The 25,227-nt window shown below is 67.7% G+C and carries 21 protein-coding genes and 1 pseudogene; 9 read left to right on the top strand and 13 right to left on the bottom strand.

Annotated features, from left to right (window positions below):
• Positions 1–98: 98 nt before the first annotated feature.
• Together ligD and RT688_RS16315 are read left to right on the top strand one after the other, a co-directional pair.
• Entirely contained in the window at positions 99–2,714 is a 2,616-nt protein-coding gene (gene ligD / locus RT688_RS16320; RefSeq protein WP_313705904.1) for a DNA ligase D, read from the top strand.
• Positions 2,715–2,815: 101 nt separating this feature from the next.
• Positions 2,816–4,381: a catalase gene (locus RT688_RS16315; protein ID WP_313705903.1), complete on the top strand. Its 1,566-nt coding sequence runs from the start codon at positions 2,816–2,818 to the stop codon at positions 4,379–4,381.
• Positions 4,382–4,482: 101 nt separating this feature from the next.
• Here the strand turns inward: RT688_RS16315 and RT688_RS16310 are convergent, their stop codons facing one another.
• The 8 genes from RT688_RS16310 to RT688_RS16275 all read right to left on the bottom strand — a co-directional run bounded on the left by RT688_RS16310 (position 4,483) and on the right by RT688_RS16275 (position 11,233).
• Positions 4,483–5,022 carry a GNAT family N-acetyltransferase gene (locus RT688_RS16310; protein WP_313705902.1) on the bottom strand — a complete coding sequence of 180 codons (540 nt, stop codon included), beginning with the start codon at positions 5,020–5,022 and terminating at the stop codon, positions 4,483–4,485.
• A 142-nt stretch (positions 5,023–5,164) separates the two neighbouring features.
• Positions 5,165–5,431 carry a hypothetical protein gene (locus RT688_RS16305; RefSeq protein WP_313705901.1) on the bottom strand — a complete coding sequence of 89 codons (267 nt, stop codon included), beginning with the start codon at positions 5,429–5,431 and terminating at the stop codon, positions 5,165–5,167.
• A gap of 108 nt (positions 5,432–5,539) precedes the next feature.
• Positions 5,540–6,091, bottom strand: coding sequence for a hypothetical protein (locus RT688_RS16300; protein ID WP_313705900.1), 552 nt, complete (start codon positions 6,089–6,091; stop codon positions 5,540–5,542).
• 158 nt (positions 6,092–6,249) lie between these two features.
• A complete protein-coding gene (locus RT688_RS16295; protein WP_313705899.1) occupies positions 6,250–6,882 on the bottom strand; it encodes a cold shock and DUF1294 domain-containing protein in 633 nt (210 codons plus the stop codon).
• A 168-nt stretch (positions 6,883–7,050) separates the two neighbouring features.
• On the bottom strand, positions 7,051–8,514 hold the full coding sequence (locus RT688_RS16290; protein ID WP_313705898.1) for a catalase: 1,464 nt from the start codon (positions 8,512–8,514) through the stop codon (positions 7,051–7,053).
• 322 nt (positions 8,515–8,836) lie between these two features.
• On the bottom strand, positions 8,837–9,151 hold the full coding sequence (locus RT688_RS16285; RefSeq protein WP_313705897.1) for a hypothetical protein: 315 nt from the start codon (positions 9,149–9,151) through the stop codon (positions 8,837–8,839).
• 6 nt (positions 9,152–9,157) lie between these two features.
• Positions 9,158–10,243 carry a Ku protein gene (locus RT688_RS16280; RefSeq protein WP_313705896.1) on the bottom strand — a complete coding sequence of 362 codons (1,086 nt, stop codon included), beginning with the start codon at positions 10,241–10,243 and terminating at the stop codon, positions 9,158–9,160.
• Positions 10,244–10,267: 24 nt separating this feature from the next.
• Positions 10,268–11,233: an SDR family oxidoreductase gene (locus RT688_RS16275; protein WP_313705895.1), complete on the bottom strand. Its 966-nt coding sequence runs from the start codon at positions 11,231–11,233 to the stop codon at positions 10,268–10,270.
• A gap of 168 nt (positions 11,234–11,401) precedes the next feature.
• Here RT688_RS16275 and RT688_RS16270 point away from each other — a divergent pair, with 168 nt between their 5' ends.
• From RT688_RS16270 to RT688_RS16250, 5 genes are all read left to right on the top strand, one after another.
• Positions 11,402–12,886, top strand: coding sequence for a GGDEF domain-containing protein (locus RT688_RS16270; protein ID WP_313705894.1), 1,485 nt, complete (start codon positions 11,402–11,404; stop codon positions 12,884–12,886).
• A 291-nt stretch (positions 12,887–13,177) separates the two neighbouring features.
• Positions 13,178–14,821: a sulfate permease gene (locus RT688_RS16265; RefSeq protein WP_313705893.1), complete on the top strand. Its 1,644-nt coding sequence runs from the start codon at positions 13,178–13,180 to the stop codon at positions 14,819–14,821.
• A 68-nt stretch (positions 14,822–14,889) separates the two neighbouring features.
• Complete coding sequence (locus RT688_RS16260; protein ID WP_313705892.1) at positions 14,890–15,039, top strand: hypothetical protein; 150 nt, start codon at positions 14,890–14,892, stop codon at positions 15,037–15,039.
• A 13-nt stretch (positions 15,040–15,052) separates the two neighbouring features.
• The gene (locus tag RT688_RS16255) at positions 15,053–16,867 is read left to right on the top strand and encodes a DUF1302 domain-containing protein (protein WP_313705891.1); all 1,815 of its coding nucleotides are present in this window, start codon (positions 15,053–15,055) and stop codon (positions 16,865–16,867) included.
• A 119-nt stretch (positions 16,868–16,986) separates the two neighbouring features.
• Positions 16,987–17,532, top strand: coding sequence for a GNAT family N-acetyltransferase (locus tag RT688_RS16250; protein WP_313705890.1), 546 nt, complete (start codon positions 16,987–16,989; stop codon positions 17,530–17,532).
• 178 nt (positions 17,533–17,710) lie between these two features.
• On the opposite strand, the gene RT688_RS16245 is transcribed toward RT688_RS16250, so the two are convergent.
• Positions 17,711–18,340, bottom strand: coding sequence for a 1-acyl-sn-glycerol-3-phosphate acyltransferase (locus RT688_RS16245; RefSeq protein WP_313705889.1), 630 nt, complete (start codon positions 18,338–18,340; stop codon positions 17,711–17,713).
• Between the two features lie 234 nt (positions 18,341–18,574).
• Here RT688_RS16245 and arsC point away from each other — a divergent pair.
• Positions 18,575–18,919: pseudogene (arsC, locus tag RT688_RS16240) on the top strand (arsenate reductase (glutaredoxin)); the annotation flags it as partial.
• Between the two features lie 47 nt (positions 18,920–18,966).
• On the opposite strand, the gene RT688_RS16235 reads toward arsC, so the two are convergent.
• The 3 genes from RT688_RS16235 to RT688_RS16225 all read right to left on the bottom strand — a co-directional run bounded on the left by RT688_RS16235 (position 18,967) and on the right by RT688_RS16225 (position 21,825).
• Complete coding sequence (locus RT688_RS16235) at positions 18,967–20,148, bottom strand: DUF1565 domain-containing protein (RefSeq protein ID WP_313705888.1); 1,182 nt, start codon at positions 20,146–20,148, stop codon at positions 18,967–18,969.
• A 282-nt stretch (positions 20,149–20,430) separates the two neighbouring features.
• Positions 20,431–20,865 carry a thioesterase family protein gene (locus RT688_RS16230; RefSeq protein WP_313705887.1) on the bottom strand — a complete coding sequence of 145 codons (435 nt, stop codon included), beginning with the start codon at positions 20,863–20,865 and terminating at the stop codon, positions 20,431–20,433.
• A 105-nt stretch (positions 20,866–20,970) separates the two neighbouring features.
• A complete protein-coding gene (locus RT688_RS16225; protein WP_313705886.1) occupies positions 20,971–21,825 on the bottom strand; it encodes an endonuclease/exonuclease/phosphatase family protein in 855 nt (284 codons plus the stop codon).
• A gap of 108 nt (positions 21,826–21,933) precedes the next feature.
• Here RT688_RS16225 and RT688_RS16220 point away from each other — a divergent pair, with 108 nt between their 5' ends.
• Positions 21,934–22,263 (top strand): hypothetical protein, encoded by a 330-nt coding sequence (locus tag RT688_RS16220; protein ID WP_313705885.1) that lies wholly within the window; start codon positions 21,934–21,936, stop codon positions 22,261–22,263.
• Positions 22,264–22,471: 208 nt separating this feature from the next.
• Here the strand turns inward: RT688_RS16220 and pepN are convergent, their stop codons facing one another.
• Positions 22,472–25,126 (bottom strand): aminopeptidase N, encoded by a 2,655-nt coding sequence (gene pepN / locus RT688_RS16215; RefSeq protein ID WP_313705884.1) that lies wholly within the window; start codon positions 25,124–25,126, stop codon positions 22,472–22,474.
• Between the last annotated feature and the right edge of the window lie 101 nt (positions 25,127–25,227).

Genomic DNA, 25,227 nt, shown 5'->3' with positions numbered 1-25,227 from the left:
TTACAATCGGCGGCGGCCGGTGCGACAGTTAGCTGCCGTACAGTCGGGCCGGGCAGGGCGCACTACACTGCACGCATCGACGTTCGCAGGAGCCAGCCATGCCAGACGCCCTGAAGGAATACAAAGCCAAGCGCGATTTCTCGGTCACTTCCGAACCTGCCGAAGGCGGCGCCCCCGGCAAGGATGCGCTGAGCTTCGTGATCCAGAAGCACTGGGCCAGCCGCCTGCATTACGACTTCCGGCTCGAGCTCGACGGTGTGATGAAGAGCTGGGCCGTGCCCAAGGGGCCGAGCTACGACACCCACGACAAGCGCATGGCCGTGCACGTCGAGGACCACCCGATCTCGTATTCCGACTTCGAGGGCACCATCCCGGAGAAGCAGTATGGCGCGGGCAAGGTCATCATCTGGGACAAGGGCAGCTGGGAGCCACTGGAGGACCCGCACAAGGGCTACCGCAGCGGCAACCTGAAGTTCCGCATCCACGGCCACAAGATGCACGGCAACTGGGTGCTGGTGCGTATGAAGGGGCGCGGCGACGAGCGCCAGGAATCCTGGCTCCTGATCAAGGAGAAGGACGACTACGCCCGTCCGGCCGCCGAGTTCTCGGTGGTCGACGAAATGCCCGACAGCGTCAAGGACCTGCCGATGCCGCACATGGCGGCGAAGGCGCCGCCGACAGCGAAAGCCACGAAATCCGGCCGCACCACCAAGGCAAAAGCGGACGCGGCGGCGGCAAAGGCGGTGGCGAAGCTGGCCGCGCAGGATGCCGGCACGACGCCCGGCCTGCCCGAGGGCGCGGTCGAAGCGAAGCTGCCGAAGGAATTCGCGCCCGAGCTGGCGACGCTGGTGGACGGCCCGCCGCCCGACCCGGAAGAGTGGGTGTTCGAGGTCAAGTTCGACGGCTACCGCATGCTGGCCCGCATCGAGAACGGCGAAGCGCGCCTCATCACCCGCAACAACAACGACTGGACCGGCAAGCTCGGGCCGCTGAAAGAAGAGCTCGAGCGCATGAAACTGCCCGACGGCTGGTACGACGGCGAGATCGTCGTGCACGACGCCGACGGCCGGCCCAACTTCGGCATGCTCCAGCTCGCCTTCGACGGCAGCCATTCGACCGACATCCTGTACTTCCTGTTCGACGCGCCCTACCTCGGCGGCTACGACCTGCGCGAGGTGGCCCTGGTCGAGCGCCGCGCCCTGCTCGAGGGCGCGCTGGCCCAGGCGGAGCCTTCCGACAAGGTGCGTTTTTCGGCCGAGTTCGGTAACGACCCGGAGGGCCTGGTGGTTGCCGCCTGCAAGATCGGGCTGGAAGGCGTGATCGGCAAGCGGCGCGACTCGCACTACGTCTCGCGCCGCTCGCCTGAGTGGATCAAGCTCAAGTGCGGCCTGCGCCAGGAATTCGTCATCGGCGGCTATACCGATCCGAAGGGCGCGCGCCAGGGCGTGGGTTCGCTCCTGCTCGGCACCTACGACAAGGACGGCGTGCTGCGCTATTGCGGCAACGTCGGCAGCGGCTTCAATGCCGAGAGCCTGCGCGAGATCACGAAGAAACTGAAGGCCCTGGACACGGACGAGAGCCCGTTCCCGCCGCGCTCGGTCCCGGGGCGCCAGCACCATTGGGTGAAGCCGAAGCTGATCGCCGAAGTGAGCTTCTCGGAATGGACGAATACCGGCTCGATCCGCCACCCGGTGTTCCAGGGCCTGCGCGCCGACAAGCCGGCCAAGGGCATCGTGCGCGAGGTCGCCAAGCCGATCGAGGAAATCGCACCCGAGGAGGACGGCGATGTGGCCGATCCTGCGGCGGAACCGGTAGCGCCGGAAAGCCGGCTGCCGGCCACAATGAAAGTGACCCACGGCGAGCGCGTGATCGACGCCAAGACCGGCACGACCAAGCTCGACCTGATCCGCTACTACGCCCTGGTCGGCGGCCTGATGATGGAGCATTTGAAAGGGCGGCCGGTGTCGCTGGTGCGCGCGCCGGCCGGCGTGGGCGGAGAACTGTTCTTCCAGAAGCACGCGGACGTAAGCAAGATGCCGGGCGTGAAGCACATGGACGAGGCGCTCGACCCCGGCCATCCGCCGATGCTGACCATCGCCAGCGTCGAGGGCATCCTCTCGGCCGCGCAATGGAACGTGGTCGAGATCCACACCCAGAACGCGACCGCGAAGGCCTACGACAAGCCGGATCGCATGGTGTTCGACCTCGACCCGGGCGAGGGCGTCGAATGGCACACGGTGCAGGAAGCGGCCCAGCTGATGCACGCCTTCCTGGACGAACTCGGCCTGCCGAACTTCCTGAAAACCAGCGGCGGCAAGGGCCTGCACGTGGTGGTGCCGATCAAGGGCGGCAAGGACTGGGATACGGTGAAAGCCTTCTCGCAGGCCATCGTCAAGCACCTGGCCTCGACCCTGCCGGACCGCTTCGCCTTCAAGAGCGGCGCCAAGAACCGGGTCGGCAAGATCTTCATCGACTACCTGAGGAACGGGCAGGGCGCCACCACGGTCTGCGCCTGGGCCGCGCGGGTGCGTCCGGGCCTGGGCATCTCGGTGCCGGTCGCATGGGAAGAGCTGAAGTCCCTGAAGTCGGGCGACCAATGGAACGTGACCAACGTGCACACCCGGCTGGACCTTGGCAATGAACCCTGGGCGGGCTACGCCAAGGCGGCCAGGACCCTGACGGCTGCCATGAAACAAATGGGCTTCAAGGGCTGATCGGCTTTTACCTATCGATGGCATAGGAATAATTAAATTCCGCTATGAAATGCTTGCGGCTAGGATACCTATTCCTTACGCAACATTGATAGGTAAAATTGATGAAGATTCTTCCTCCCTCCGCGGGACGGGTGGCGCTGTGCGCGCTGACGCTGGCTTCGGGCGTGATCGCCCTGGCCCAGGGCGCGCATGCGCAAACGCCGGCGCAGACCCCGACGCTGACCAAGGACAATGGCGCCCCCGTCGGCGACAACCAGAACAGCCAGACCGCCGGTCCAGGCGGCCCGACCCTGCTGCAGGACGTGCACCTGGTGCAGAAGCTGCAGCGCTTCGACCGCGAGCGCATTCCCGAGCGCGTGGTGCACGCCACCGGCACCGGCGCCCACGGCGTCTTCACCGCGACCGAGGACCTGTCGGACATCACCAAGGCGAAGCTGTTCGCGAAGAACACGGTGACCCCGGTGTTCGTGCGCTTCTCGACCGTGATCCCGAGCCGCTCCGGCGCCGAGACCACGCGCGACCCGCGCGGCTTCGCCACCAAGTTCTATACCCAGGAAGGCAACTGGGACCTGGTCGGCAACAATCTGCCGATCTTCTTCATCCGCGACGCAATCAAGTTCCCGGACATGATCCATGCGCTGAAACCGTCACCGGTCTCGAACGTGCAGGAGCCGGAGCGCGTGTTCGACTTCTTCTCGCACGTGCCGGAAGCGACCGCCATGCTAACCCGCGTCTACTCGAACTACGGCACCCCGGCCACCTACCGCGAAATGAACGGCAGCAGCGTGCACGCGCTCAAGCTGGTGAACGCGCGCGGCGACTACGTCTACGCCAAGTTCGCGTGGAAATCGAAGCAGGGCGAGCGCAACCTGCGTCCGCAGGAGATTCCTGTGGTGCAGGGCAAGAGCACCAGCCACGCCACCGTCGACCTCTACGGCGCCATCAACGCCGGCAAGTGCCCAGAATGGGACCTGACGGTGCAGGTGCTGAAACCCGAAGAGCTGGACAAGTTCGACTTCGATCCGCTGGACGCTACCAAGATCTGGCCGGGCGTGCCGGAGCGTAAGGTCGGCACCATGGTACTGAACAAGGTCCCAGAGAACTACTTCGAAGCGACCGAGCAGGTCGCCATGGCCCCGGGCAACCTGGTGCCGGGCATCGAAGCGTCGGAAGACCGCATGCTGCAGGGCCGCCTGTTCTCCTACATCGACACCCAGCACCACCGCCTGGGCGCGAACTTCCAGTCGCTGCCGATCAACAAGCCGCTGGTCGCCGTGAACAACAACCACATCGACGGCGCCGCCAGCACCGGCAACCGCAAGGGCAACGTCAACTACGAGCCGAGCCGCCTGGCGCCGTTGAAGGAAGACGCGAACGCGCGCAGCAGCAAGCTGCCGCTCGTGGGGACGACCCAGCAGCAGCGCATCGCGAAGACGCTGAACTTCCGCCAGGCCGGCGAGTTCTACCGCTCGCTGAGCACCCAGGACCGCGACGACCTGATCGCCAACCTGTCGGGCGACCTGAAGATGGTCAAGAACGCCGACAGCCTGTACACCATGCTGTCGCACTTCTGGAAGGCCGACGCGGACTACGGCAAGCGCCTGGTCACGGCGGTCGGTGCGGATGCGGGCAAGGTCGCGGCGATGGCGGCGGCGTTGAAGGAGTAATGGGGAAACAGGCGCATCGTGCCGCGGCCCGGAGCAACAGCATCGGGCCGCGTCAGTCAGCGTTGACCGAGCAGGGAAGCCGGCGCAGGCGCCGCGCTTTCCTATTCGTTTCCGGCGCCGTCACGGGTGAAGGAAAAGACGTGCGCGGCTGTTGGTTTGCCATGCAATTGAAGGCGATTCCTTGCAAGGCACTCGTGGGTAGCGCCCGCTTTGCGCGCGACGGCGATACTTGCAACGTTGCCCTCGGCAACGACAATCTCGATTCGGGAAAGTCCCAGCCGCCCCAGGCCAAGGTCTCTCAGCGCAAGCGTCGCTGCGGTTGCAGCGCCATGACCTTGACGCGATTGCCGAACCCAGTAGCCCAGATTGCAGAGATTGTTTAGCGAGGAAAACTGGTTCAACCCACACCCGCCAACAAACTCACCATTGGACGCGAAGATGCCGAACTCGTGTGCGGTTCCCGCGGCGCGCGCCTGCATGCAATGTGCGACCCAGCACGCTGCGTCGTACTCATTGAAGTCCGCTTTCGCCCACGACATCCAGCGGCCGACGGTCTGCGTCGACTCGCGCACGGCAGCGCCGATGTCGAAGGCATCCGATGGCTGGTAAGGACGCAGAATGAATTGGCCAGCTGGGATCATTTTTCTTGGGGCTTCATGGTTGAATTGGCGGAGTAGTCATGCAACGCTGCAACGTCGAAGGCAGGGCCGATAGCGGGCGGTCGGGACGGTTGCGTGGACGCTGTTGTCGCTTCTCTCGAGGTCCCGCAGCCGGAGGCATGCGCTACGGGACCTGCCCTTTCCTTGCCCTCCGGGCATGGCGGCGAAGCTCCGGGAAGCGGCGCGCACAGTAAGCCGCAAGGTCGCGGCCACAGTGTTCGAACGTGGACGCGATGAGGCCGGCGAGTTCGCAGGGCCCGGCGTCGAAGGACTCGACGTCCAGGTCGAAGAACGGGGCATTCGGCCTTGCCGGGCGGCCGAAAACGTAACGCAGCCATTCGGCGTATCTCGGGGACATGCTCAGGTCAAAGGAGTTTTCCACGATGGCCATTGCTTTCGCTGCTTGCGTTCCACGAGCTGGTCTCCGTCTTCCGGACCAGCCTGGGCAGCGCCCTCGTCGGCTTGCATGCAGATCCGTAAAAGCGCGGGTCGAGCGTTTTTATCGCTTTTCGTTGCTGATGGCTTGCAACAGCTTGAACGCTTCGCGCTGGAACATCGGCTCGGCATCCGCCAGTTCCTTGCTCGCCTGGACGTAGGCGGCGCGCTTGCGTTCTTTCTTTTCTTCCGGCGGAACGGCGGCGCGCGCGCCCGGCATCATGAATTGCGCGCTGCTGTTGTACTTGCTGTGAATGACCTTCTTGCCGTAAGGGGTGCCGTAGAAACGGGTCATCTCGAGCGCGGTGTCGGCCGAGACGAAGCGCGCCAGCGAGGGCGCCAGGCGGCGGTGGATTTCGGCCGGCGGCATCTTGTCGAGCCTGGCGAACACGGCCTGGCGTTGCGCTTCGCTCGGGAAGCGGGTACGCGCCGCCACGCCGCGCATGGCGAATTCGAACTGCATCGCGCCGAGTAGGTCCTGCACGGCTTGCACGTGTGCGGGGCTGATCGCGCCGGTCTGCATCGTGGGCGCCGGGCTGGCGGCGAATGCCGGGACTGCGGCGGGGAGCGCGGCAAGCAGCGACAGGCCGAATGCGGTCTGGACGATGAATTTCATAGGTGTTCCTTCAGATGGCAGGGCATTGCAGTTTGTTTCGCACGGGAAAAGGCACGAACATTGATTCCATCTCGCCCGAAGCCGGGCAGGGGCGGTGTCTCGCATGTCGGCACGCCGTATCGCGCGCTGGAGTATATCTCCTTGGCAATGCCTAGAATCTAACCAATTATCGCAAGCGCAAGATTGCGCACGCTCGCCGGCAACAGGGCCCACCCCAACACGCCGCAATTGACGACAACAGTCGCCCAGAACACCACCTGGAATTCCCGCTTCTTCGACTTGTGCCGGTACACCCGCTGCGCCAGCAGGGCGCCGGGCCAGCCGCCGACCAGGGCCAGCAGGTGCAGCGTGCTTTCCCTGGTGCGCCAGCGGCCGTTGCGGGCGGCGGACTTGTCGAGGCCGTAGGCGATGAAGGCGACCAGGCTGGCGCCGGCATACAGGCCGAGCGCCAGGGGAGGCAGCTTGCCGAGCAGGACGGCGATCGCGAGAACGATGAAAAAGCCGATGGCGAACATGGGCGAGGCGGAAGCGGCGCCCGAAGAATGGCGTACAGGCGCCGCCCGGCTGCCGGCGAAGGCCACGCGTTCGGCGCGCGGTTGCCCCTTGTCGTTGACGCTCAATTCGTAGGTGACCTCGTCGCCCGGCGCCGGGCGGATGCCGCGCTCGGTGAAGGCCTTGATGTGGAAAAACACGCTGGGCCCGCCGCCGTTCTGCGCGATGAAGCCGAAACCCTGCTCGTCCTTCCAACTGCTGATCTTCCCCTGGTAACGGGGTATCCTTGCGCTACGCATCTGCTTTCCTGTTGTTCGAATACGGGCGAGTGTAGTCGCACTCATTCCTTGCGGCAACAGGCGCCATGCAGCCTATCCTGATGGCATGAAAAAAGGCGCCGGCAGGAAGCCTGCGGCGCCAAGGAGGAGGAGGGGAGGGCCGGCGCTGCCGGCCGTGTTGCGGACGACTCAGTCGACGTTGCGGCCGCGCGCCTTCAGCGCCGCGCGCACGCCGCGGCCGTAGTCGGGATCGGCCAGGTCGAACTGGCGCAGCTGGCGCTGCAGGATCTCGTCGCTCACCTGGCTCAGGGGACCGGCCAGGTTGTCGAACAGCTTCTGCTTCTCGTCAAGCGACATCAGGCGGAACAGGTTGCCCGGCTGGGTAGTGTCGTCTTCCTGGCCGCGGAAGTCGAAGCGGCCGGCGTTACCGACCAGCGGCAATTCCTGTTCGCCATGGCCCATGCCGAGCGCGCCCTTGCCGACCGGGACGACCGGATCGTAGATCGGGGCCGCGCCGGCGTTGGCGATCGCCATCGCGCCGTCGCGCTGCTGGTTGTGGAAGGGGCAGCGCGGGGCGTTCACCGGCAGGTGCTGGTGGTTCGTGCCGACGCGGTAGAGCTGGGCATCGTGGTAGGCGAACAGGCGGCCCTGCAGCATCTTGTCCGGCGAATAACCCATGCCCGGCGGCACGTTGGCCGGCGAGAAGGCGGCCTGCTCGACTTCGGCGTGGTAGTTCACCGGATTGCGGTTCAGCTCCAGCACGCCCACCGGCAACAGCGGGAAGTCGCCGTGCGGCCAGACCTTGGTCAGGTCGAAAGGGTTCCAGCCGGTGCGCGCTTCCCAGTCGGCCAGTTGCTGGGGCGTGGCCACCTGCACCTTGACGTCCCACTGCGGGAAGTTGCCCGAAGCGATGGCGTCGAACAGGTCGCGCTGGGCGTGGTCCGGGTCGGCGCCGGCGAGGCGCACCGCTTCGGCATTGCTGAGGTTCTTGATGCCCTGGCGCGTCTTGAAGTGCCATTTCACGTAGACGCGTTCGCCGGCGTCGTTGATCAGGCTGTAGGTGTGGCTGCCGAAGCCGTCCATGTGGCGGTAGCCATCCGGGGTGCCGCGGCTGGAAAACAGGATTGTCACCTGGTGCAGGCTTTCCGGAGCGCGGCTCCAGAAGTCGAACATCATGTTGGCCGACTTCAGGTTGCTGTCCGGGCAGCGCTTCTGGGTGTGGATGAAGTCGGGGAACTTGATCGGGTCCTTGATGAAGAACACCGGCGTGTTGTTGCCCACCAGGTCCCAGTTGCCTTCCTCGGTGTAGAAGCGCAGGGCGAAGCCGCGCGGGTCGCGCTCGGTGTCGGCGCTGCCTTTCTCGCCGCCGACGGTCGAGAAGCGCAGGAAGGTCTCGGTCTTCTTGCCGATTTCGCTGAAGAGCCTGGCCTTGGTGAAGTGGCTGATGTCGTGGGTGACGGTAAAGGTACCGTAGGCGCCCGAGCCCTTGGCGTGGACCACGCGCTCGGGAATGCGCTCGCGGTTGAAGTGCTGGAGCTTCTCTATCAGGTGGAAGTCCTGAAGCAGCAGGGGGCCGCGTGGGCCGGCGCTCATGGAATTCTGGTTATCGGCGACCGGGATGCCGGAAGCGGTGGTCAGGCGGGGCTGGGTCATGCTCTCTCCTCTTCGAAATGACGAATTTGATGAAGAGGATTTTAATTACCGATGAGCGAAAGATAAATTTGATTGATTTGATGGGCTTGATAGGAAATTCCTAAAAGCAAGACAAGCAGGCCCGGTGTGTCCTGCGCCGGGCCTGCAAGCACTGCATTACACGGTCAGTAGCGACGTACCGATCCGCTGGTCTGGCCGTTCAGTTTGGCCTGGATCTTTTTCCAGATGAAGCCGGCAATCGCCATCATGATCATCTTGCGCATGTGAACCTCCTTGAAGTAGTCGGATTAGGTAAGTGAATCGTGCCGCGTGGATCGATATTTCAGCGTCCGCCGGCGGAACGCCGGCCTGCGCCGGCCGTCGGCGCGTCGTCCACCCCGGCCTCGGCCGATGGTGTCGATTCGTGCGCATCGTTCTTCCAGATGCCGCGGATGTTCATCGCCATCAGCGCCACCTGCAGCGCGATCAGCGCCCAGGCTTCGTCGTGCACGCCCCAGACGATCCACAGCAAATTGCTGAGGATGAACATCCAGAAGCCGAACACCCGCCGGCCGGCGCGTTGCGAGCCGATCAGGTAGGCGGCGTACAGGCTGACCGCCATCGCGGGCCATTGGAGGAAGTCGAGGAATTCATCCATGTGCCGTCACGCCGCTTTCTTGCGGCGCGCCGGCGCCTTGCTTGCGGCCGAAGCGGCGCGGGTGGTCTTCGCCGCCGCTTTTTTTGCGGCTGGCTTGGCGGCCGCCTTCGCGGCCGGGCGTTTCGTCCTGGCGCTGGCCGTGGCCGGTTCGCGCGAGCCGGCCGTCCGGCGCGTGCGCGGCGGCGGCGCTTCTTCCTCGTCCTCGTCCTCGACCGGCTTCGGCGCGCGTTTCGGCGGCGGCGGTTCGTCGTCGTCGTCCGCATTGTCGTCACCCTGTGCGGCCTTGCCCTTGCCCGGCTTCTTGCCCAGGCTGGCCTGCAGCAATGCGACCAGGTCGATCACGTTGGCCGACTTGGCCGGCTTCTCGTCCGGGTCGGGCATCGTGATGGTCTTGGTCTCTTTGGCCTTGATCTTCTTTTCCACCAGGGCCAGCAGGTCCTCGCGGTAATCGTCGTGGTATTGGCCCGGGTCCCAATCCTCGCTCATGCCCTCGACCAGGGCCATCGCCATCTTCAGCTCCTTGTCGCTGATCGCGGCGCTCTTCGCCTTTGCCGAGGGGATCTTCAGTTCCCCGGCGTCGCGGATCTCGTCCGGGTAGCGCAGGGTATTCAGGACGATGGTGTCGCCCTCGCACACCAGCGCCGCCAGGTGCTGCTTGACGCGGATGACGACGTGGGCGATGCCGATCTTGCCGACCTTCTTGAGCGTCTCGCGCAGCAGGGCGTAGACCTTGTCGCCGCCCTTGCCGGGCGCGAGATAGTAGGGATGGTCGTAGTAGAGCAGGGGCACGTCCTGGGCATCGACGAAGGCCAGGATGTCGATGGTCGCCGTGGCCTCGGGATTGGCGCGGCGCAGGTCCTCGTCGGACAGCACCACGTATTCGCCCGATTCGTACTCGTAGCCCTTGACGATGTCGTCCCAGGAGACTTCCTTCTGGGTGTTCTTGTTGTAGCGCTTGAAGCCGATCGGCGAGAAGTCGCGGCGGTCGAGCATGGTGAGGTCGAGCGCATTGTTGCTCACCGCGGGATACATCTCGACCGGGATGTGGACCAGCCCGAAGCTGATCGCACCCTTCCACATGCTGCGCGCCATATCTTCTCCTCCTCGTTGTTGTTCTTACTCGCCGACGCTGCCGGTCACCGGCAGCACGATGCCCGTGATGTAGCTCGAGCAGGCGTTCGAGGCCAGGAATACGTAGGCCGGGGACAGCTCCTCGGGCTGGGCCGCGCGGCCATAGGTCGTGCTCTCGCCGAAGTGGACGATCTTGTCCGGCGACTGGTCGGCCGGATTGAGCGGGGTCCAGACCGGCCCCGGCGCCACGCAGTTCACGCGGATGCCCTGGTCGAGCAGGTTGGCTGCGAGGGACATCGTGAAGGCGTGGATCGCGCCCTTGGTCGACGAGTAGTCGAGCAGCATCTTCGAGCCCTTCAGGCCGGTGACCGAGCCGGTGTTCACGATCGCGGCGCCGCGCTTCATGTAGGGCAGGGCGGCCTTGGCCATGTGAAAGTAGCCGTAGATGTTGGTGCGCATGGTCTCGTCGAAGCGCTCCTCGGTGATGTCCATCAGGCTGCCGGCGTGTTCCTGGAAGGCGGCGTTATTCACCAGCACGTCCAGGCGGCCCCATTCGGCCACCACGCGGTCGACGGCCTGCTGGCAGAAGTCCATGTCCTTGACGTCGCCGGCGATGGTGACGCAGCGCCGGCCCTCGGCCTCGATGCAGCGCTGGGTCTCGGCCGCATCCTCGTGTTCGTTCAGGTAGAGGATGGCGACGTCGGCGCCTTCGCGCGCGAACAGCACCGCCACCGCGCGCCCGATGCCCGAGTCGCCGCCGGTGACGATCGCCACCTGGCCTTCGAGCTTGCCGCTGCCCTTGTAGTGTTCGGCCATGAAACGCGGCTTGACCTCCATCTGCGCTTCCAGCCCCGGCTTGGCGAGATGCTGCTGCGGCATCGGCGGCACCGGCTGCTCGGCGCCGATCTGGACCGGCTTCTCGCCTTCCTGTTCCTGCTGGCTCGCGTCGAGCTGGTCCTGGCGGTTCTGGATCGCCTTCTGGTGGTTCGCTACATCGTCCTGGTTGGCCATCGCACGCTTCCTTTCGCATCCTGGTTCTTGACCGGGCCAGTATCGGCCGCGCACGGATGCGCGACGGTGCGCTTCCACACACAAGACGGGGCTTGCCTGTTCGGCTCCAGCCAAATATGTCAAAATTCATACTGCTTCGTAACAAATATGCATGACAAGGAGAAAACCATGCCTCAGCAGGCCGAGCCGCAAGGCCAACGCGCCGGGTTGTTCGTCAACCCGGCAGCCCAGCGGCGCCAGGAGTTCCAGGCCGGCTGCGGCGGCCAGTTCGCCCGCCTGGCGCTGGCCGACGGCGCCGACGCCGCACTCGAGGCCTTGCAGCGCGAAGCGGTCGACCTCCTCGTCATCGACCTCGAGCGCTTCGATCCGGAACTCGACCTGGCGGGCCTGGCCCGGCTGGTGTCGGCGCGCGCGGGGGCGCCGACGCTGGTGCTGTGCCCGTTCGCGAACGCGCGCTGGCTGCCGGCCCTGATGGCCTGCGGCCCGGTCGAGTACGCGATCGCGCCGCTTGCGCTCCCGGCCCTGCGCGCGCTGGTCGCGGCGCGGCTGGCGGCCGGCCCCACCCTGGTGCGGGCGCCGACCCCGCGCGAAAGCGAGCTGGAGGAACTGGCCGCCCTGCGCGCCAGGGTCCAGGCGGCGCTCGGCCAGGGCGACGACCCGGTGGCGCTGTCCGAACGCCTGTGCGAGGCGCTGTGCAGCTGGCCCGGCGTCGTGCATGCGGCGCTGTTCTACCTGCAGCCCGGCGGCGACCTGCGGCTGCAGGCGCAGCACGGCACGCGGCGCGGCCTGAACCTGGCCTCGGTCCTGCAGCGCGGCGAGCGCCTGCTGCAGTCGCCGCTGCGCCATGCCTTCCCGGGCCTGCTGGCCGTCGCCGCGAATACCGTGGCCCTGCTCGATGCGCCGGAAAAGGCGGGCGAGCCGGAACTGGCGCAGGCGCTGCGCACACACGGGGTCGAGATGGCGCTCGCGCTGCCGATTCCCGCCGGCGGGCCGGGCAGCGGCCTGAACAGCGCGCGCGGCTCGCTGTGCCTGCTGTTCGACCATGCGCGCGCGTTCTCGCGCGACCAGCTCGATGCGCTGGAAGAGCTGGCGGCGCTGGCGGAGGTCGGCCTGCGCATGGCCGACATGGGACGCGAGGGCGAGGAACTGCTGGCGCGCCTGACCCACGTCTCGACCGTCGACGCGCTCACCGGCGTGGCCAACCGCCGCCACGGCGAAGCCCTGCTGGAACTGGAAATCAAGCGCGCGCGCCGCTACCGCCTGCCGCTGGCCCTGATCGCCTTCGACATCGACCGCTTCCGCGAAGTCAACGAGCGCTACGGCCATCCGGTCGGCGACGTCGCGCTGCGCGCGGTGGCCGAGGCCGCGCACAAGCTGCTGCGCTCGAGCGACATCGTGGTGCGCTCCGGCGGCGAGGAATTCCAGGTGATCGCGCCGCACACCAGCGCGATCGACGGCCTGAAGGTCGCCGAGAAGTTGCGCGCGGCGATCGCGGCGACCGCGATTCCCGGCTGCGACCAGGTCACCGTCAGCCTCGGCGTGGCCCAGCTGGGCGAGCAGGAAAGCGCCGACTCGCTGATGGTGCGCGTGAACGCGGCGCTGGCGCGGGCCAAGCGGGCAGGGCGCAACTGCGTCGAGCTGGCGATGCAATGATGGGGGCGTAGGGTGGGCTCTCGAGCCCGCGCTGCCTGACCGTTCGCTCAGCCACTGTACCGTCGCAGCCTCCGGCTCAGGAGGTTCCCGTGGTTCGCCACGGCACCAATCCGCGTGGACACAGGTGTCCACCCTACAAGGCTTTCGAAGCTGGCTTCTCCGGGCATTCCCGCGGCGGGTTAACGCACCATCCCGCGTGGGCTCGCGAGTCCACCCTACGGAAGGGCGGTCATTCCCACCGTCCGGCATGCTACGCTTGCGCCTTCGAAACACACGCATGAGAAGAACACGATGTTGGACTGGTTGAGGCACTACCGGCGCGCCATGCTGCCGGGCGATATCAGCGCCGGGCTGGTGGTGGCGATGATGATGATCCCGCAAGGCATGGCCTATGCGCTGGTGGCGGGGCTGCCGCCGGTGGTCGGGATCTACGCCAGCATCGTGCCGCCGGTCCTGTATGCGCTGTTCGGGACCAGCAGCACCCAGTCGGTCGGGCCGATGGCGATCATCTCGCTGATGACCGCGTCCGCGCTGGCCCCGCTGGCCCCGGCTGGCAGCGCGCTCTACGCGACGCTGGCGGCGCAGCTGGCGCTGATCTCGGGCGCGGTGCTGCTGCTGTGCGGCCTGCTGCGCATCGGCTTCATCGCCAACTTCTTCTCGCGCCCGGTGATGAGCGGCTTCACCATCGGGTCCTCGATCGTGATCGCGCTCGGCCAGCTGCCGGCGCTGCTCGGCGCGAAGCTTCCCGATGTCCACCTGCCCAGCGCCGCGCTGGGCATCGGCTCGCTGCTCCTGCTGCTGTTCGCGCGCAGCCGCCTCGCTCCGCTGCTGCGCCGCCTCGGCATGCCGGCGACCGCTGCCGACATCGGCGCCAAGCTCGCGCCGATGGTGGTGGTGCTCGGGTCGACGGCCCTGGTGCCGCTGCTCGGCCTGCAGGCCTTGGGCGTGCACACCACCGGCAGCGTGCCGACCGGCCTGCCCATCCTGGCGCTGGAGACCTCGTCCAGCCACTGGCAGGCGCTGCTCCAGCCGGCGCTCCTGATCGGCTTCATGGTCTTCCTGATCAGCATGTCGGGGGCGCAGGCGCTGGCGCTCAAGCGCGCCGAGAAGCTGTACAGCAACCGCGAACTGGTCGGCCTGGGCGCGGCCAACCTCGGCAGCGCGCTGACGGGCGGCTTCCCGGTCACCGGCAGCTTTTCGCGTTCGGCCGTGAATTACGCCGCCGGCGCCAACACCCAGCTGGCCAGCCTGATCACGGCGGCGCTGCTGGCCCTGGCCCTGGTGGCGCCGACCGGCTGGCTGGCGCTGATGCCGCTGCCGACGCTGGCGGCGACCATCATCGTGGCGGTGCTCGGCATGCTCGATACGACGACGCTGCGCACCGCCTGGCGCTTCGACCGTGCCGACGCCGCGGCCCTGGTCGCCACCGCCGGCGGCGTGCTGGCGCTGGGCGTCGAGGCCGGCGTGGTGATCGGCGTGGCGCTGTCGATGGGCGCCCTGATCTGGCGCGCCAGCCGCCCGCACATCGCGGTGCTGGGCCGCATCGCCGGCACCGAGCACTTCCGCAACATCGCCCGCCATGCGGCCGAGACGGTGCCGGGCCTGCTGATGCTGCGGGTCGATGCCGGCTTGTTCTTCGGCAACGTCGACGCGGTCAACGAACGCATCGAGGACGAGCTGGCGGCGCATCCGGGCACGCGCGACCTGGTGCTGGTGCTGTCGGCGGTGAACGAGGTCGACACCACGGCGCTGTTCGCGCTCACCGAACTGAACGCGAGCCTGGGCGCGCGCGCGATCGTGCTGCACCTGGCCGAGGTGAAGGGACCGGTGATGGATAGGCTCAAGCAGAGCGACTTGCTGGCCCGGTTGAACGGACAAGTGTTTCTGAGCACGGCGATGGCCTGGGATGCGTTGTCCAACAACAAAAGTTCCTGATGGTTATTGCGATGGGTTAAGTGCTATGGCAGTATTTACCTACAATCAAAAAAATGAGGGAGGCTGCCATGCACCGTACCGTCACCGTCGGCTGTGCGATCGCCGCCACGAGCCTGTGGATCGCAGGGCAGGCAGCGCATTCCATGGCGCTGTTCGCGGCCGCCGGCCTGTTCGAGCTGGTGTTCTGGAAGCGCATGCTGGCACGCGTTACGCCCTGAGCCGGGCCGTGCCATGGCTGCGCTCGCATCGTCCGGACCCTGCGCCGGACCCGGCACCAGCATCGGCGTTTCCCTCAACCTGAAACGCGGCGCGGCCGTCCTTGGCCTGGCGCTGGCCGGCCTGCCGGCGGCCCACGCCATCGAGACCAAGGTCAGCGGACGCGTGAACGTCGGCGCCGTCGCGCGCGTCGAGTCCCAGGACCCGCGCCTGCTGACCGGCGTGAACGCCGCCGCGCTCGGCCTGGCAGGCTTCGGCGCCGGCGGCAACGCCGACGACGCCAACCTGAACTACCGCCGCGGCGACCTGGCTTCGCTGGCGCTGAAGGCCTACGTCGACCTCAGCCTGCGCGAGGGAGGGTGGTCGGCGCTGGTGCGGGTCAAGGCCTGGCGCGACGAGGCGCTGGAGGAGCGCGGGCGGCCCTGGGGCAACGTCGCCAACGGCTATGCGGCCGGCGCGCCGCTATCGGATGCCGGCGCCGCGCGCCTGTCGCGTTTTTCCGGCGTGGCCCTGGGCGAGGCCTGGCTGCAGTATGCCGGCCAGGCCGGCACGCTGCGCTACAGCGCCCGCCTCGGGCAGCAATCCCTGGGCTGGGGCGACCGCGCCATCACGCCCGGCGGCCTGGAGGCGCTCAACCCAAAGGATTTGCCGGCCCTGCGCAGGGCCGGCGCCGTCCCCCAGGAACTGCGCGTGGCCGTGCCGATGCTGTCCGGCCGGATCGATGTCACGCCCGCGTTCGGCGTCGAAGCGTATTACCAGACCCGCCACAAGCCGACCGCGCTCGACATGTGCGGCACCCTGTGGGCCTTGAGCGATTACCTGGCCGAAGGCTGCGACCTGGTGATGTCGGGCCAGCCGATGGTCAGCGACCGCGCCCGCATCCCGCTGCGCGCCTACCAGAAACGCCTGTCCACGCCTGAGGTGAACGGGCCCGAATACGGTCTCGGACTGAGCTGGAAGTCGCAGGCGCTCGGCCTGGACCTTGGCCTGTATCATGCGCGCTACAACGCGCGCACCGCCCTGCCCAGCCTGCGGCGCAGCACCCGTCCCAACGGCCCGGCCCTGGTCGCCGGCGACCCGGACGGGCGCAACATGGCGTACTTCACCGAGTACCCGCAGGACCTGGCGATCACCGCGCTCACCGTCCAGCACCAGCGCGGGCGCGCCAGCTTCTACGGCGAAGCCTCGTACCGGCCGCGCCAGCCCTTCATGCTGGCCCCGGGCGACGTGCTGCCGCCCTTCCTGAACGCCACCGTGCCGGCCCTGCTGCGCGCGGACGCCAACGCGGTGCCGCCGGGCGGCATCTTCCACGGCTACGACCTGTACGCGATGACGCAGCTGCAGCTGGGCGCGCGCCACGAATGGCAATGGGGCCGGGTGGCGCTGGCGGGCACCGCCGAGGCGGTGGGCAAGCATGCGGCGGAGCTGCCGGACCAGGCATTGCGGCGCTATGGCCGCGCCGACATCTTCGGCGCCGGCCCGGTGAACGGCGCTTGCGCCGTGACCACCGGCGACGCGGCGCGCCAGTGCAGCCTGCGCGGCTACGCCACGGCGAACGCCTGGGGCTACCGGCTGCGGCTGGACGCGCGCCTGCCGGCCCTGGCGCAAGGGCTGGCGGCGAGCGCCAGCTTGACGTTCGCGCACGACGTGCAAGGCTGGTCCGGCGATTTTCTCCTCAACGAGGGACGCAGGACGGCCAACCTGGCGCTGCGCTTCGAGTACCGCCAGCGCTACCTGCTCGAGCTGCAGTACTTGCCGGGCTGGGGCGGCGACTACAACCAGGTTGCCGACCGCGACGTCGCGGCGCTCGCCGCCGGGGTCCGTTTCTAGTGCATGCACAACTCAGTTGCACCAGAACGGTGCATGCTGGCGGCCGATCGTGGCTTGCCGCTGCTGGACAGGCAGGCACGAATCCTGCACGCTCTGCGTCGTCAACAACGGAGGAAACGATGATGCAGATCCGAATGCTCGACGCCGCCGGCGCGGCGGCGCACGCGGCCCCGCTGCGCGCACTGCTGCTCGACGCGGTCGCGCATGGCGCCTCGGTGGGATTCACCGCCACGATCGACGAGGCGGCAGCCGACGCCTATTGGAACGACGTCCGCGCGGCGCTGGCCGAGGGTTCGCGGGTCCTGCTGGTGGCCTGGCGCGACCACGTGCTGGTCGGCACGGTCCAGCTCGACCTGTGCCAGAAGCCGAACGGCCTGAACCGCGCGGAAGTGCAGAAGCTGCTGGTGCACAGCGGCGCCCGGCGCGCCGGCGCGGCGACGGCGCTGATGGAGGCGCTGGAGGTGCAGGCGCTGGCCCTGGGGCGCGGCCTGCTGTTCCTGGACACCGAGGCGGGGTCAAGCGCCGAGGCGCTCTACCGGCGCCTGGGCTATACCCGGGTCGGCGAATTGCCGGAGTATTGTGCGACGCCCGACGGCCATTGGCGCGCGACGGCGATCTATTACAAGACCCTGTTCGTACGCGAGCGCAAGGGCGTCGCGGCCTGAGAACGTCACTCAGGATCGGGATGATGCTGTTTAGTCAGTACCCGTAGGGTGGGCGCCCCGTGCCCACGCGTGAACGGTGAACATCGTTGGCCCATCTTGCTACGCCAGCGCCATTCGAACATGACGCGTGGGCACGTCATCGAGCCCCCCGGCCTCGACGATCCCGCCTTACGCAAACTCAGGCGCTCTTCCTGCGCTCCGGGCCGGTATGCGGCGGCGCCAGCTTGATCGGCGCGGCCAGCTCCGGGTAGAGCGCCTGCTTGCCGGCGTAGACCGCGGCGATCGCGGCCATGTCGGCGTCCTGGTCGCCGGTGAGGCGCACGGTATCGACCACGCTGAGCACTTTTTCGCGGTAGTCCATGTAGACCAGCAGCACCGGCACGTCGGCGGCCGCCGCCAGGTGGTAGAAGCCGCTCTTCCAGTGCGGGCGGTAGCCGCGCGTGCCTTCCGGCGTGATCGCGACCCAGCACCATTCTTCGCGCAGCATGTTCTGCGCCAGCGAGCGCGTGGCGCCCATCGGCGCGCGGCGGTCGACCGCGATCCCTCCCCAGTAGCGCATGAGCGCGCCCATCGGACCCTTGAACAGCGAGTCCTTGGCCAGCCAGCGGAACTGCAGGCCCAGCGCCCATTTGCCCAGCAGGCCGACGAGGAAGTCCCAGTTCGAGGTATGCGGGTAGACGACCGCGATGCCGTGCGGACCGGGCAGCGGTTTGTAGTGCATCTTCCAGCCGATCAGGTTCAGCAGGCGCAGCGAAGTGCGCTGGCCCCAGGTGGGCAGTGCCGCGGGACGCAGCAGGTGGTCGCTCATGTTCTCTCCGTCGCGCCGTGCGTCAGATGAGGGACTGAGCCGGCCGTAGTCTTGTATTTTGCTGTTCTTGTAAGGAAGCAAGCTTACTTCCCGGAAAACCAAGCGAAGGATTCTATAGCGGCGGCGGGAGGGCGACAAGCAAAACCGCCGCGTCTGTTGTAAGACGGCGGCGTAGTATCATGCGCGCTTCATCGACCGATCATTGCCGGCCTTCGAGGAGGCCGATTCACGACCATGGACATCACGATCTACCACAACCCGCGCTGCGGCACCTCGCGCAATACCCTGGCGGCCATCCGCGACGCCGGCCACGAGCCGCGCGTCATCGAGTACCTGAGCCACCCGCCCACCCGCGAGCAACTGCAGGCCATGCTGGCCGCCGCCGGCCTGACGCCGCGCGAAGCGATCCGCAGCAAGGAAAGCCTGTACGCCGAGCTGGGCCTGGACGCCCCCGGCACCTCGGACGAGGCCCTGCTGGACGCCATGCTGGCCCATCCGGTGCTGCTCAACCGCCCCTTCGTGGTGACGCCCAAGGGCGTGCGCCTGTGCCGGCCCTTCGAGCTGGTGCGGGAAATCCTCTAGCAACGGTCAACCCGGCCCACCGCCCCGGATAGGCGCGCCGGCGCCTAGTGCTGGTAGGCCCCGATGTCGTACCCGGTAGCCTTGCTGCGCGCCTTGCCCTGGTAGTCCTGCTCGGGCGCGTCGTCGCCGGCGCCGCGGCCGATGGCGGGCGAACGCGGCGTCAGGCGGAAGTCCGGGGTGCCGGTGCGGGTGTATTCGACGAAGGCCGGCTCGGCGGCGACCGTGCCGACGTGCTTGCGGCCCGGGGGCAGCAGCCAGTCGGCCACGGCGTTCTGGAACACCAGGTTGTTGCGGTAGCCGTTGTTCTCGCCGGTCTGGCCCTGCTCCAGAATGCCGAGCAGGTTGTCGAACACGATGTTGTTCGCCACCACCGTATGGTCGTTCGGTCCCTGGGTATGGCGGTAGTCGCCGCCGCCCACCACGATGCCCGAGCCCGAGGTGGAAATCGTGTTGCCGGTGACTTCGACCCGGTGGGCGTCGTGCCAGAGCAGGATGCCGGCGCCCGTGACGCGGTAGACCAGGTTGCTCTTCACGCGCGCCTCGGTGCCGATGAGCAGGCCATGGTGGCTGCGGCAGTTGGCCGGGCCGATGTCGTGCACGTTGTTGCCGACCAGGTCGGATTCGCTGCCCTTGTACAGGCTGTCCACCACGACGCCGGCGCCGCCCGCGCTTTCGCAGGGCACGTCCAGGCCGAGGTGGTGCACGTGGTTGTGGCGGATGACGTTGTGCGAACCGCCGTTGTGGATGCCGCTCAGCCACTTGTTGCCGCTCTGGTACTGGGTGCCGTCGATGTCGAAGCCGACGATGTCGACGTGGCTGCCGCGGTTGTCCCAGGCGCTGGTGGTGCGCGAGTCGAGCGGCGGCACGATGCGGGCGCCCCAGCGCTCGACGGACTGGAAGATGATGCGCGCTTCCGCGCTGCCGCTGACCTCGGTGCGAAAGCCCCCGGTGTACTGCCCGGGCGCGACGTAGACGGTCGTGCCGGGCGTGACGACCTGGGCCGCGCGGCTGATGGTGCGGAAAGGCTCGGCCTCGGTGCCGGGATTGGCGTCCGAGCCGTTCGGCGCGACGTAGAGGTTGGTGCGCACGACCTCGGGCACCACGAGCTGCTCGGACGAGCCCTCGCCCCAGCGGCAGCCAGCGAGCGCGAACAGGAGCAGGCTGCACGGCAGGGCGGCGAGCGGATGGGCGCGGCGAAGGGGAGCGCGGTGGGCGGGGCCGGTCATGGTGTTCCTTGTAGCAGGGTGCACTTAGGGAAGCACTGATCTATTCATGACGGCGGTCTTGGCGTGGAGAAAAAACGTCCTGCCGCGTTGCAAATCCTCGCCATACCACGCGGTATGGCTGTGGTTTGCGCCTTGCCGGCCGCTTTTCTCCATGCCAATCCCATCCGTCGGAATAGATCAGTGCTTCCCAAAGTTTCACCCGGCGCTCCCGCTGCCCAGCCCGGTTTGATCAAGGTTTCTTTTGAGCACACGCAAGATAGCTCGCGCGCGCCCGTGCATGGCTCAAACCTGGACAACCTGGGGCATGTAGGCCGCCAGGAACTCCGGCGGCATGCGGCGCGGGCGGCCGCCGCTGATGTCGATGCAGACCAGTTCCCAGCGTCCGCGCAGGACGGTCGCGCCGTCGCTGTTCCTGATCAGCTGGAAGCGGCGCTCCATCGACAGCTTGCCGTCGCCGCCGACCAGCCAGGTGCCCAAGGTCAGTTCTTCGCCCAGCAGCGTGGGCAGGAGGTAGTCGTATTCGCCGTGGCGGATCGCCATCGCGCGGTCCAGGCGCCGGTAATCCTCGAGGCTCAGGCCCAGCGACACCGAGTGGGCCCAGCCGACCTGCTCGCACCAGCGGACGTAGACGGCGTTGTTGGTGTGGTTCAGGCCGTCGATGTCCTCGGGACGGGGCGCCAGCGGCAGGGTGTACGGTTGCGGATAATCCCAGTTCAAATCGGTTCCCTTCAAGCGTCGGCCGCGGCCGACGCGCGCGCTGCTGCGCCGCCCGGGCCCGCCGGCAAAGCGCCATTCTAACCGCCGGGCCGGCGGCGCGCAGGCTCAGGCCAGTTCGAGCAGCAGCGCCTGGTGGTCCGAGCCGGTTTCGGCGGCGTCCACCCGCACCCGGCCGACGCGTTCGGCCAGGCCCGCGCTGACGAACGCGAAATCGAAGGTAAAGGGCGCGCCCGCGTCCGGATTGTCGTCGTGCAGGCCGACCGTCGGCGCATGGCGCCGGCCCGGCTGGGTCAGGCTCCAGGCGTCGCGCAGCGCCGGCGTGCCGTCGGGGAAGGGCGCCAGCAGGCGCGCGTATTCGGGCGAGCCGGGCAGCATGTTGAAGTCGCCCAGCAGGATCGCGTGGGCGGCTCGCGGCAGCGCCTCGAATGGGCCGGCCTCGGGTTCCCCTGGCCGCGGCGTGCGCGCATGCAGCGCGGCTTCGCGGTGCAGCTCGCGCAGGCGCTCGACCTGGGCCATGCGCTGGACCAGCGAAAAATACTCGAGGTGCACCGACAGCACGCGCAGCAGGCCGCAGGGCGTCTGCAGCGTCACTTCCAGCGCGCTGCGCGGCATGCTCATCACACCGGGGTCGGGCGGCCAGGGCAGGGAATGGCGGAAGACCTGCAGGATCCGGTAGCGCGAGAAGATCATGGTGCCGATGCGGCGCCGGCTGCCCTCGGGCGCCAGGGTGTCGAGCGTGGCGCAGGTGGCCAGGTTGTAGCCGGGCAGGCGCAGGGCCAGGCCCTTGAACTGGTCGCCGAGCGGGCTGCCGTCGCGCGCCTCGTATCCGCAGGCTACTTCCTGGAGGCACAGGACATCGAAATGGGAAAAGCGCGAGAGTGTGGCGACAACGCGATCGAGGTCGGCGCCGCCTTGCGCCGTGCGGGCCGACTGCATGTTCCAGGTGATAAGCTTGGGCATTGCTGTCCTCTTTTGTTCGAAGCGCACAGCCTAAGCTTCTAGCGCCGAGCCGGGCTGATCCAGCGCAGGCTTGGTGAGCGAACCCGGCTGTACTGTCGCGGAGGTTCCATGTACACGATCGTCCTGCTGCTCTACCTGCAACAGAACCTGGAAGTGACGCTGGAGGGCAGCAGCTTGCGCGGCGCCTACGAGACGAAACAGGAATGCGAAGCCGCGGCCGTGCACCTGCGCGGCCCATTGCCGGCCCCGGCCGGCGTCAGCGCGGCGTGGCACGACGCGGCCTGCCTGCCGATCAACCGCGAGGTGCGGGTCAAGGAGATGGCGCCGCTGCACATCGAGGACCTGCTGCGCCAGGGCCCGCTGCCCGGCTGCGTCGCCAGCGGCGACTGGCGCCGGGTGGCCGAGCTGTGCCGGCCGTCGGGCAATCCGGCGCCCTGAGCTTCGGCTGCGGGCGACTGGAGCCGGGTCGGGCGCACGCGGCTGTCTACGGCCTTGCGGCAGACCGTCACGCCGTGGCCGGCGCCGGCGAAGCGCTCCCATTTGCGCTCCGGATCCCCGCTGATCGGGCTGGCGCCATTGCCCGGTCCGGGGCCGATTCGGCTGGCCATGCGGCCCGGCGAGGCGAGCAGCCCGCCCGGCACGCGGCTTACTTCGGCGCCGTCATGGCCTGCCGGATGGCGACGCAGCGCTGGTCTTCCTGCAGCGCGTCGAGCAGGGCGCGGCGGGTGCCGGCCGACAGGTCGCGGTACTTGTCGGCGGCCGCGCCCAGGCGCTTGACGCTGTGCGGCGTGCAGGTCGCCGGGATCAGCGCGCCGCCGTAGGAGCGCATGTAGACCGGGCCGGCCGCCTTGTCGATCGCCGGCAGCTTCGCCAGGCGCGCGTCGGCGGTCTGCTCGGACAGCGCGTTCTGCTCGCTCGGATAGAGGCTGCCCATGGCGGTGCGGATCTTCGAGAACGGCAGCGTGGTCTGCAGGTCCTCGACGGTGCCCAGCCACTGCGCCTTCACCTGCGCATCCGGACGCACGACGGTGGCGGCCAGCGCGGCGGCCTGGCCGGTGTCGGACTTGTCGCGCCGGGCTTCGTGCTCGGCCAGGCTTGCCGCGCCTGCGGCGTCGTAGCGGTTCAGGTGCTTGATGATGGCCCAGCGCAGGTCCTGGTCGATGCTCAGGCCGTCGACGCTGGTGCTGCCGGCCAGCAGGGCCTGCAGGCGCTCGAGCGCGGCCGGGGTGCTCGCCAGGCCAAGGTAGCTCGAGAACCAGCGGCGCTGGAAGTTCTCGTTGCCCTTGTTCGCCAGCACGCCCTTCCACGCCATCTCTTCCAGCGCGGCGCGGGTCTGGCGCGCCCATGGCGTGTCCAGGTTCATCGCGTCCAGGTACTCCTTCGATGCGGCGACCTTGCCGAGCACGTCGCCCAGCAGGGTGTAGTCCTTCTCCAGCGGCGCATTCGCCAGCGCGGTCTCGATGAATTCGTTCAGCGGCAGCCGGGCGTCGCGCACGCCGTCCCACAAGCTTTGCCAGAGCATGGTGCGCAGCAGCGGATCCTCGACCCGGGACAGGCTGGCGCGCGCGGTGGCGAACGAGCGGCCGTCGAGCTGCACCTTGACGAAGCCCCAGTCCTGGTAGTTCGAGTAGACCAGGTCCGGGCAGCTCGTCCCCACCAGGCCCGGCACTTTCGTGGCCGCCCCGGAGTAGGTGACGGCCACGTTCTGCGCCAGCGCCACCTTGCCGCCGTCGACCTTGAAGGTCGCGACCTGGACGCGCTGCTCGCGCAGGGTCGGGAACTGCTTGCTCGCGCTCTGCTTCAGGCTGAAGGTGGCGATCTTGCCGGCCTTGCAGGTGAAATCGGCGGCGATCGTGTTCACGCCCGGCTGATACAGCCACTGGCGGGTCCAGCCGGAGAGGTCGCGGCCGGCGGCCTGGCCCAGGCTGCCGATGAAGTCGTCCAGCTTCGCGTTCTGGTAGCCATACTTGACCAGGTAGTTGTGCACGCCCTTGCGGAAGGTTTCCGCACCCAGCAGGTGGCGCAGCTGGATCAGGGTCGAGGCGCCCTTCGAGTAGGTGATGGCGTCGATGTTGTCGAAAGCGTTGGCGGTCGACGGCACCGGCACCTCGATCGGGTGGGTCGTGACCTTCTGGTCCTGGGCATAGGCAGCCTGCTTGCCGCCCGAATAGAAGGCCTGCCAGGCGTCCTTGAACTCGGTCGCTTCGGCGGTGGCGAGCGTGCCCATGAAGGCCGCGAAGCTCTCGTTCAGCCACAGGCCGTTCCACCACTGCATGGTGACCAGGTCGCCGAACCACTGGTGGGCCATCTCGTGCATGATCACCGAGGCCAGCGACTGGCGCTGGGCGTCGGTCATCTTCGCCTTGTGCAGGAAGCGGCCCTCGGCGAAGGTGATCGCGGCGGCGTTTTCCATGGCGCCGTACAGGAAGTCCGGCACCAGCAGCTGGTCGTACTTCTCGAACTGGTAGGGGATGCCGAAGTAGTTGTCGAAGAAGGCCAGGCCATCCTTCGTGTAGCGGAACCAGTCCTGCGGCGTCACCTGGGCCGCCACCGACTGGCGCGCGAACAAGCGCATCGGGTACTTGCCGCTGTTGTCTTCCCAGACCTTATACGGGCCGGCGTGCAGCGAGAAGTTGTAGGGGCTCAGCTTTTTCGTCGCCGGGAAGGTCCAGCGGCGCATCTCGCCCGCCTGCTCGATCTTCGATTCGCGGGTGGTCGAGACCACGTGCCAGTCGGCGGGCGCGGTCGCGGTCACCTGGTAGGTGGCCTTCAGGTCGGGCTGGTCGAACACGGCGAACATCTGGTGCGCGGCGGCCGGCTCGAAGTGCGAATAGGTGTAGACCCGGCCGTCGACCGGGTCGACCATGCGGTGCAGGCCTTCGCCGTTGGTGCTGTGCAGGCGCTCGTAGGCGATGACGACGGTGTTCCGGCCGGCCACCAGGTCGCTTGCCGCAATGGTGACGAACCAGCCGTTGTACTTCGCCTCCACCGGCTTGCCGTTGACCGTCACCGACTTCACGGTGGCCTTGTCGAGGTCGATCGTCAGCGGCGCCGCATTGTCCTTCAGGTCGAAGCTGGCGGTGGTGACGCCGCTGAAGCTTTCCTTGCCGGTCAGCGTGAATGCGAGCGCGTAGGCGACGTTCGACACGCGCGCCGAACGGGCGGCGGCGTCCTCTTGCGACAGGAAGGCGTTCTCGGCGCGCACGGGCGCCTTGGCCTGGACTGGCGCGGCATGGACGGCGCCGCAGGCGAGGGCGGATGCAATGGCCAGCGCCATGGCGCGGGGAGCGAAAATATTCAAAGCGATTCCTTGTAAGGGCGCTCCCGCCGGGAGCGCACATTGCGAATCGCGCAAGAATATCACGGGCGCAACGGGCGTTGCGCAGGAGTTGCGTATGCACG

The organism is Massilia sp., from assembly GCF_032106685.1.
Classification (GTDB): Bacteria; Pseudomonadota; Gammaproteobacteria; order Burkholderiales; family Burkholderiaceae_D; genus Telluria.
This window is presented reverse-complemented; position numbering and strand designations above follow the sequence as displayed.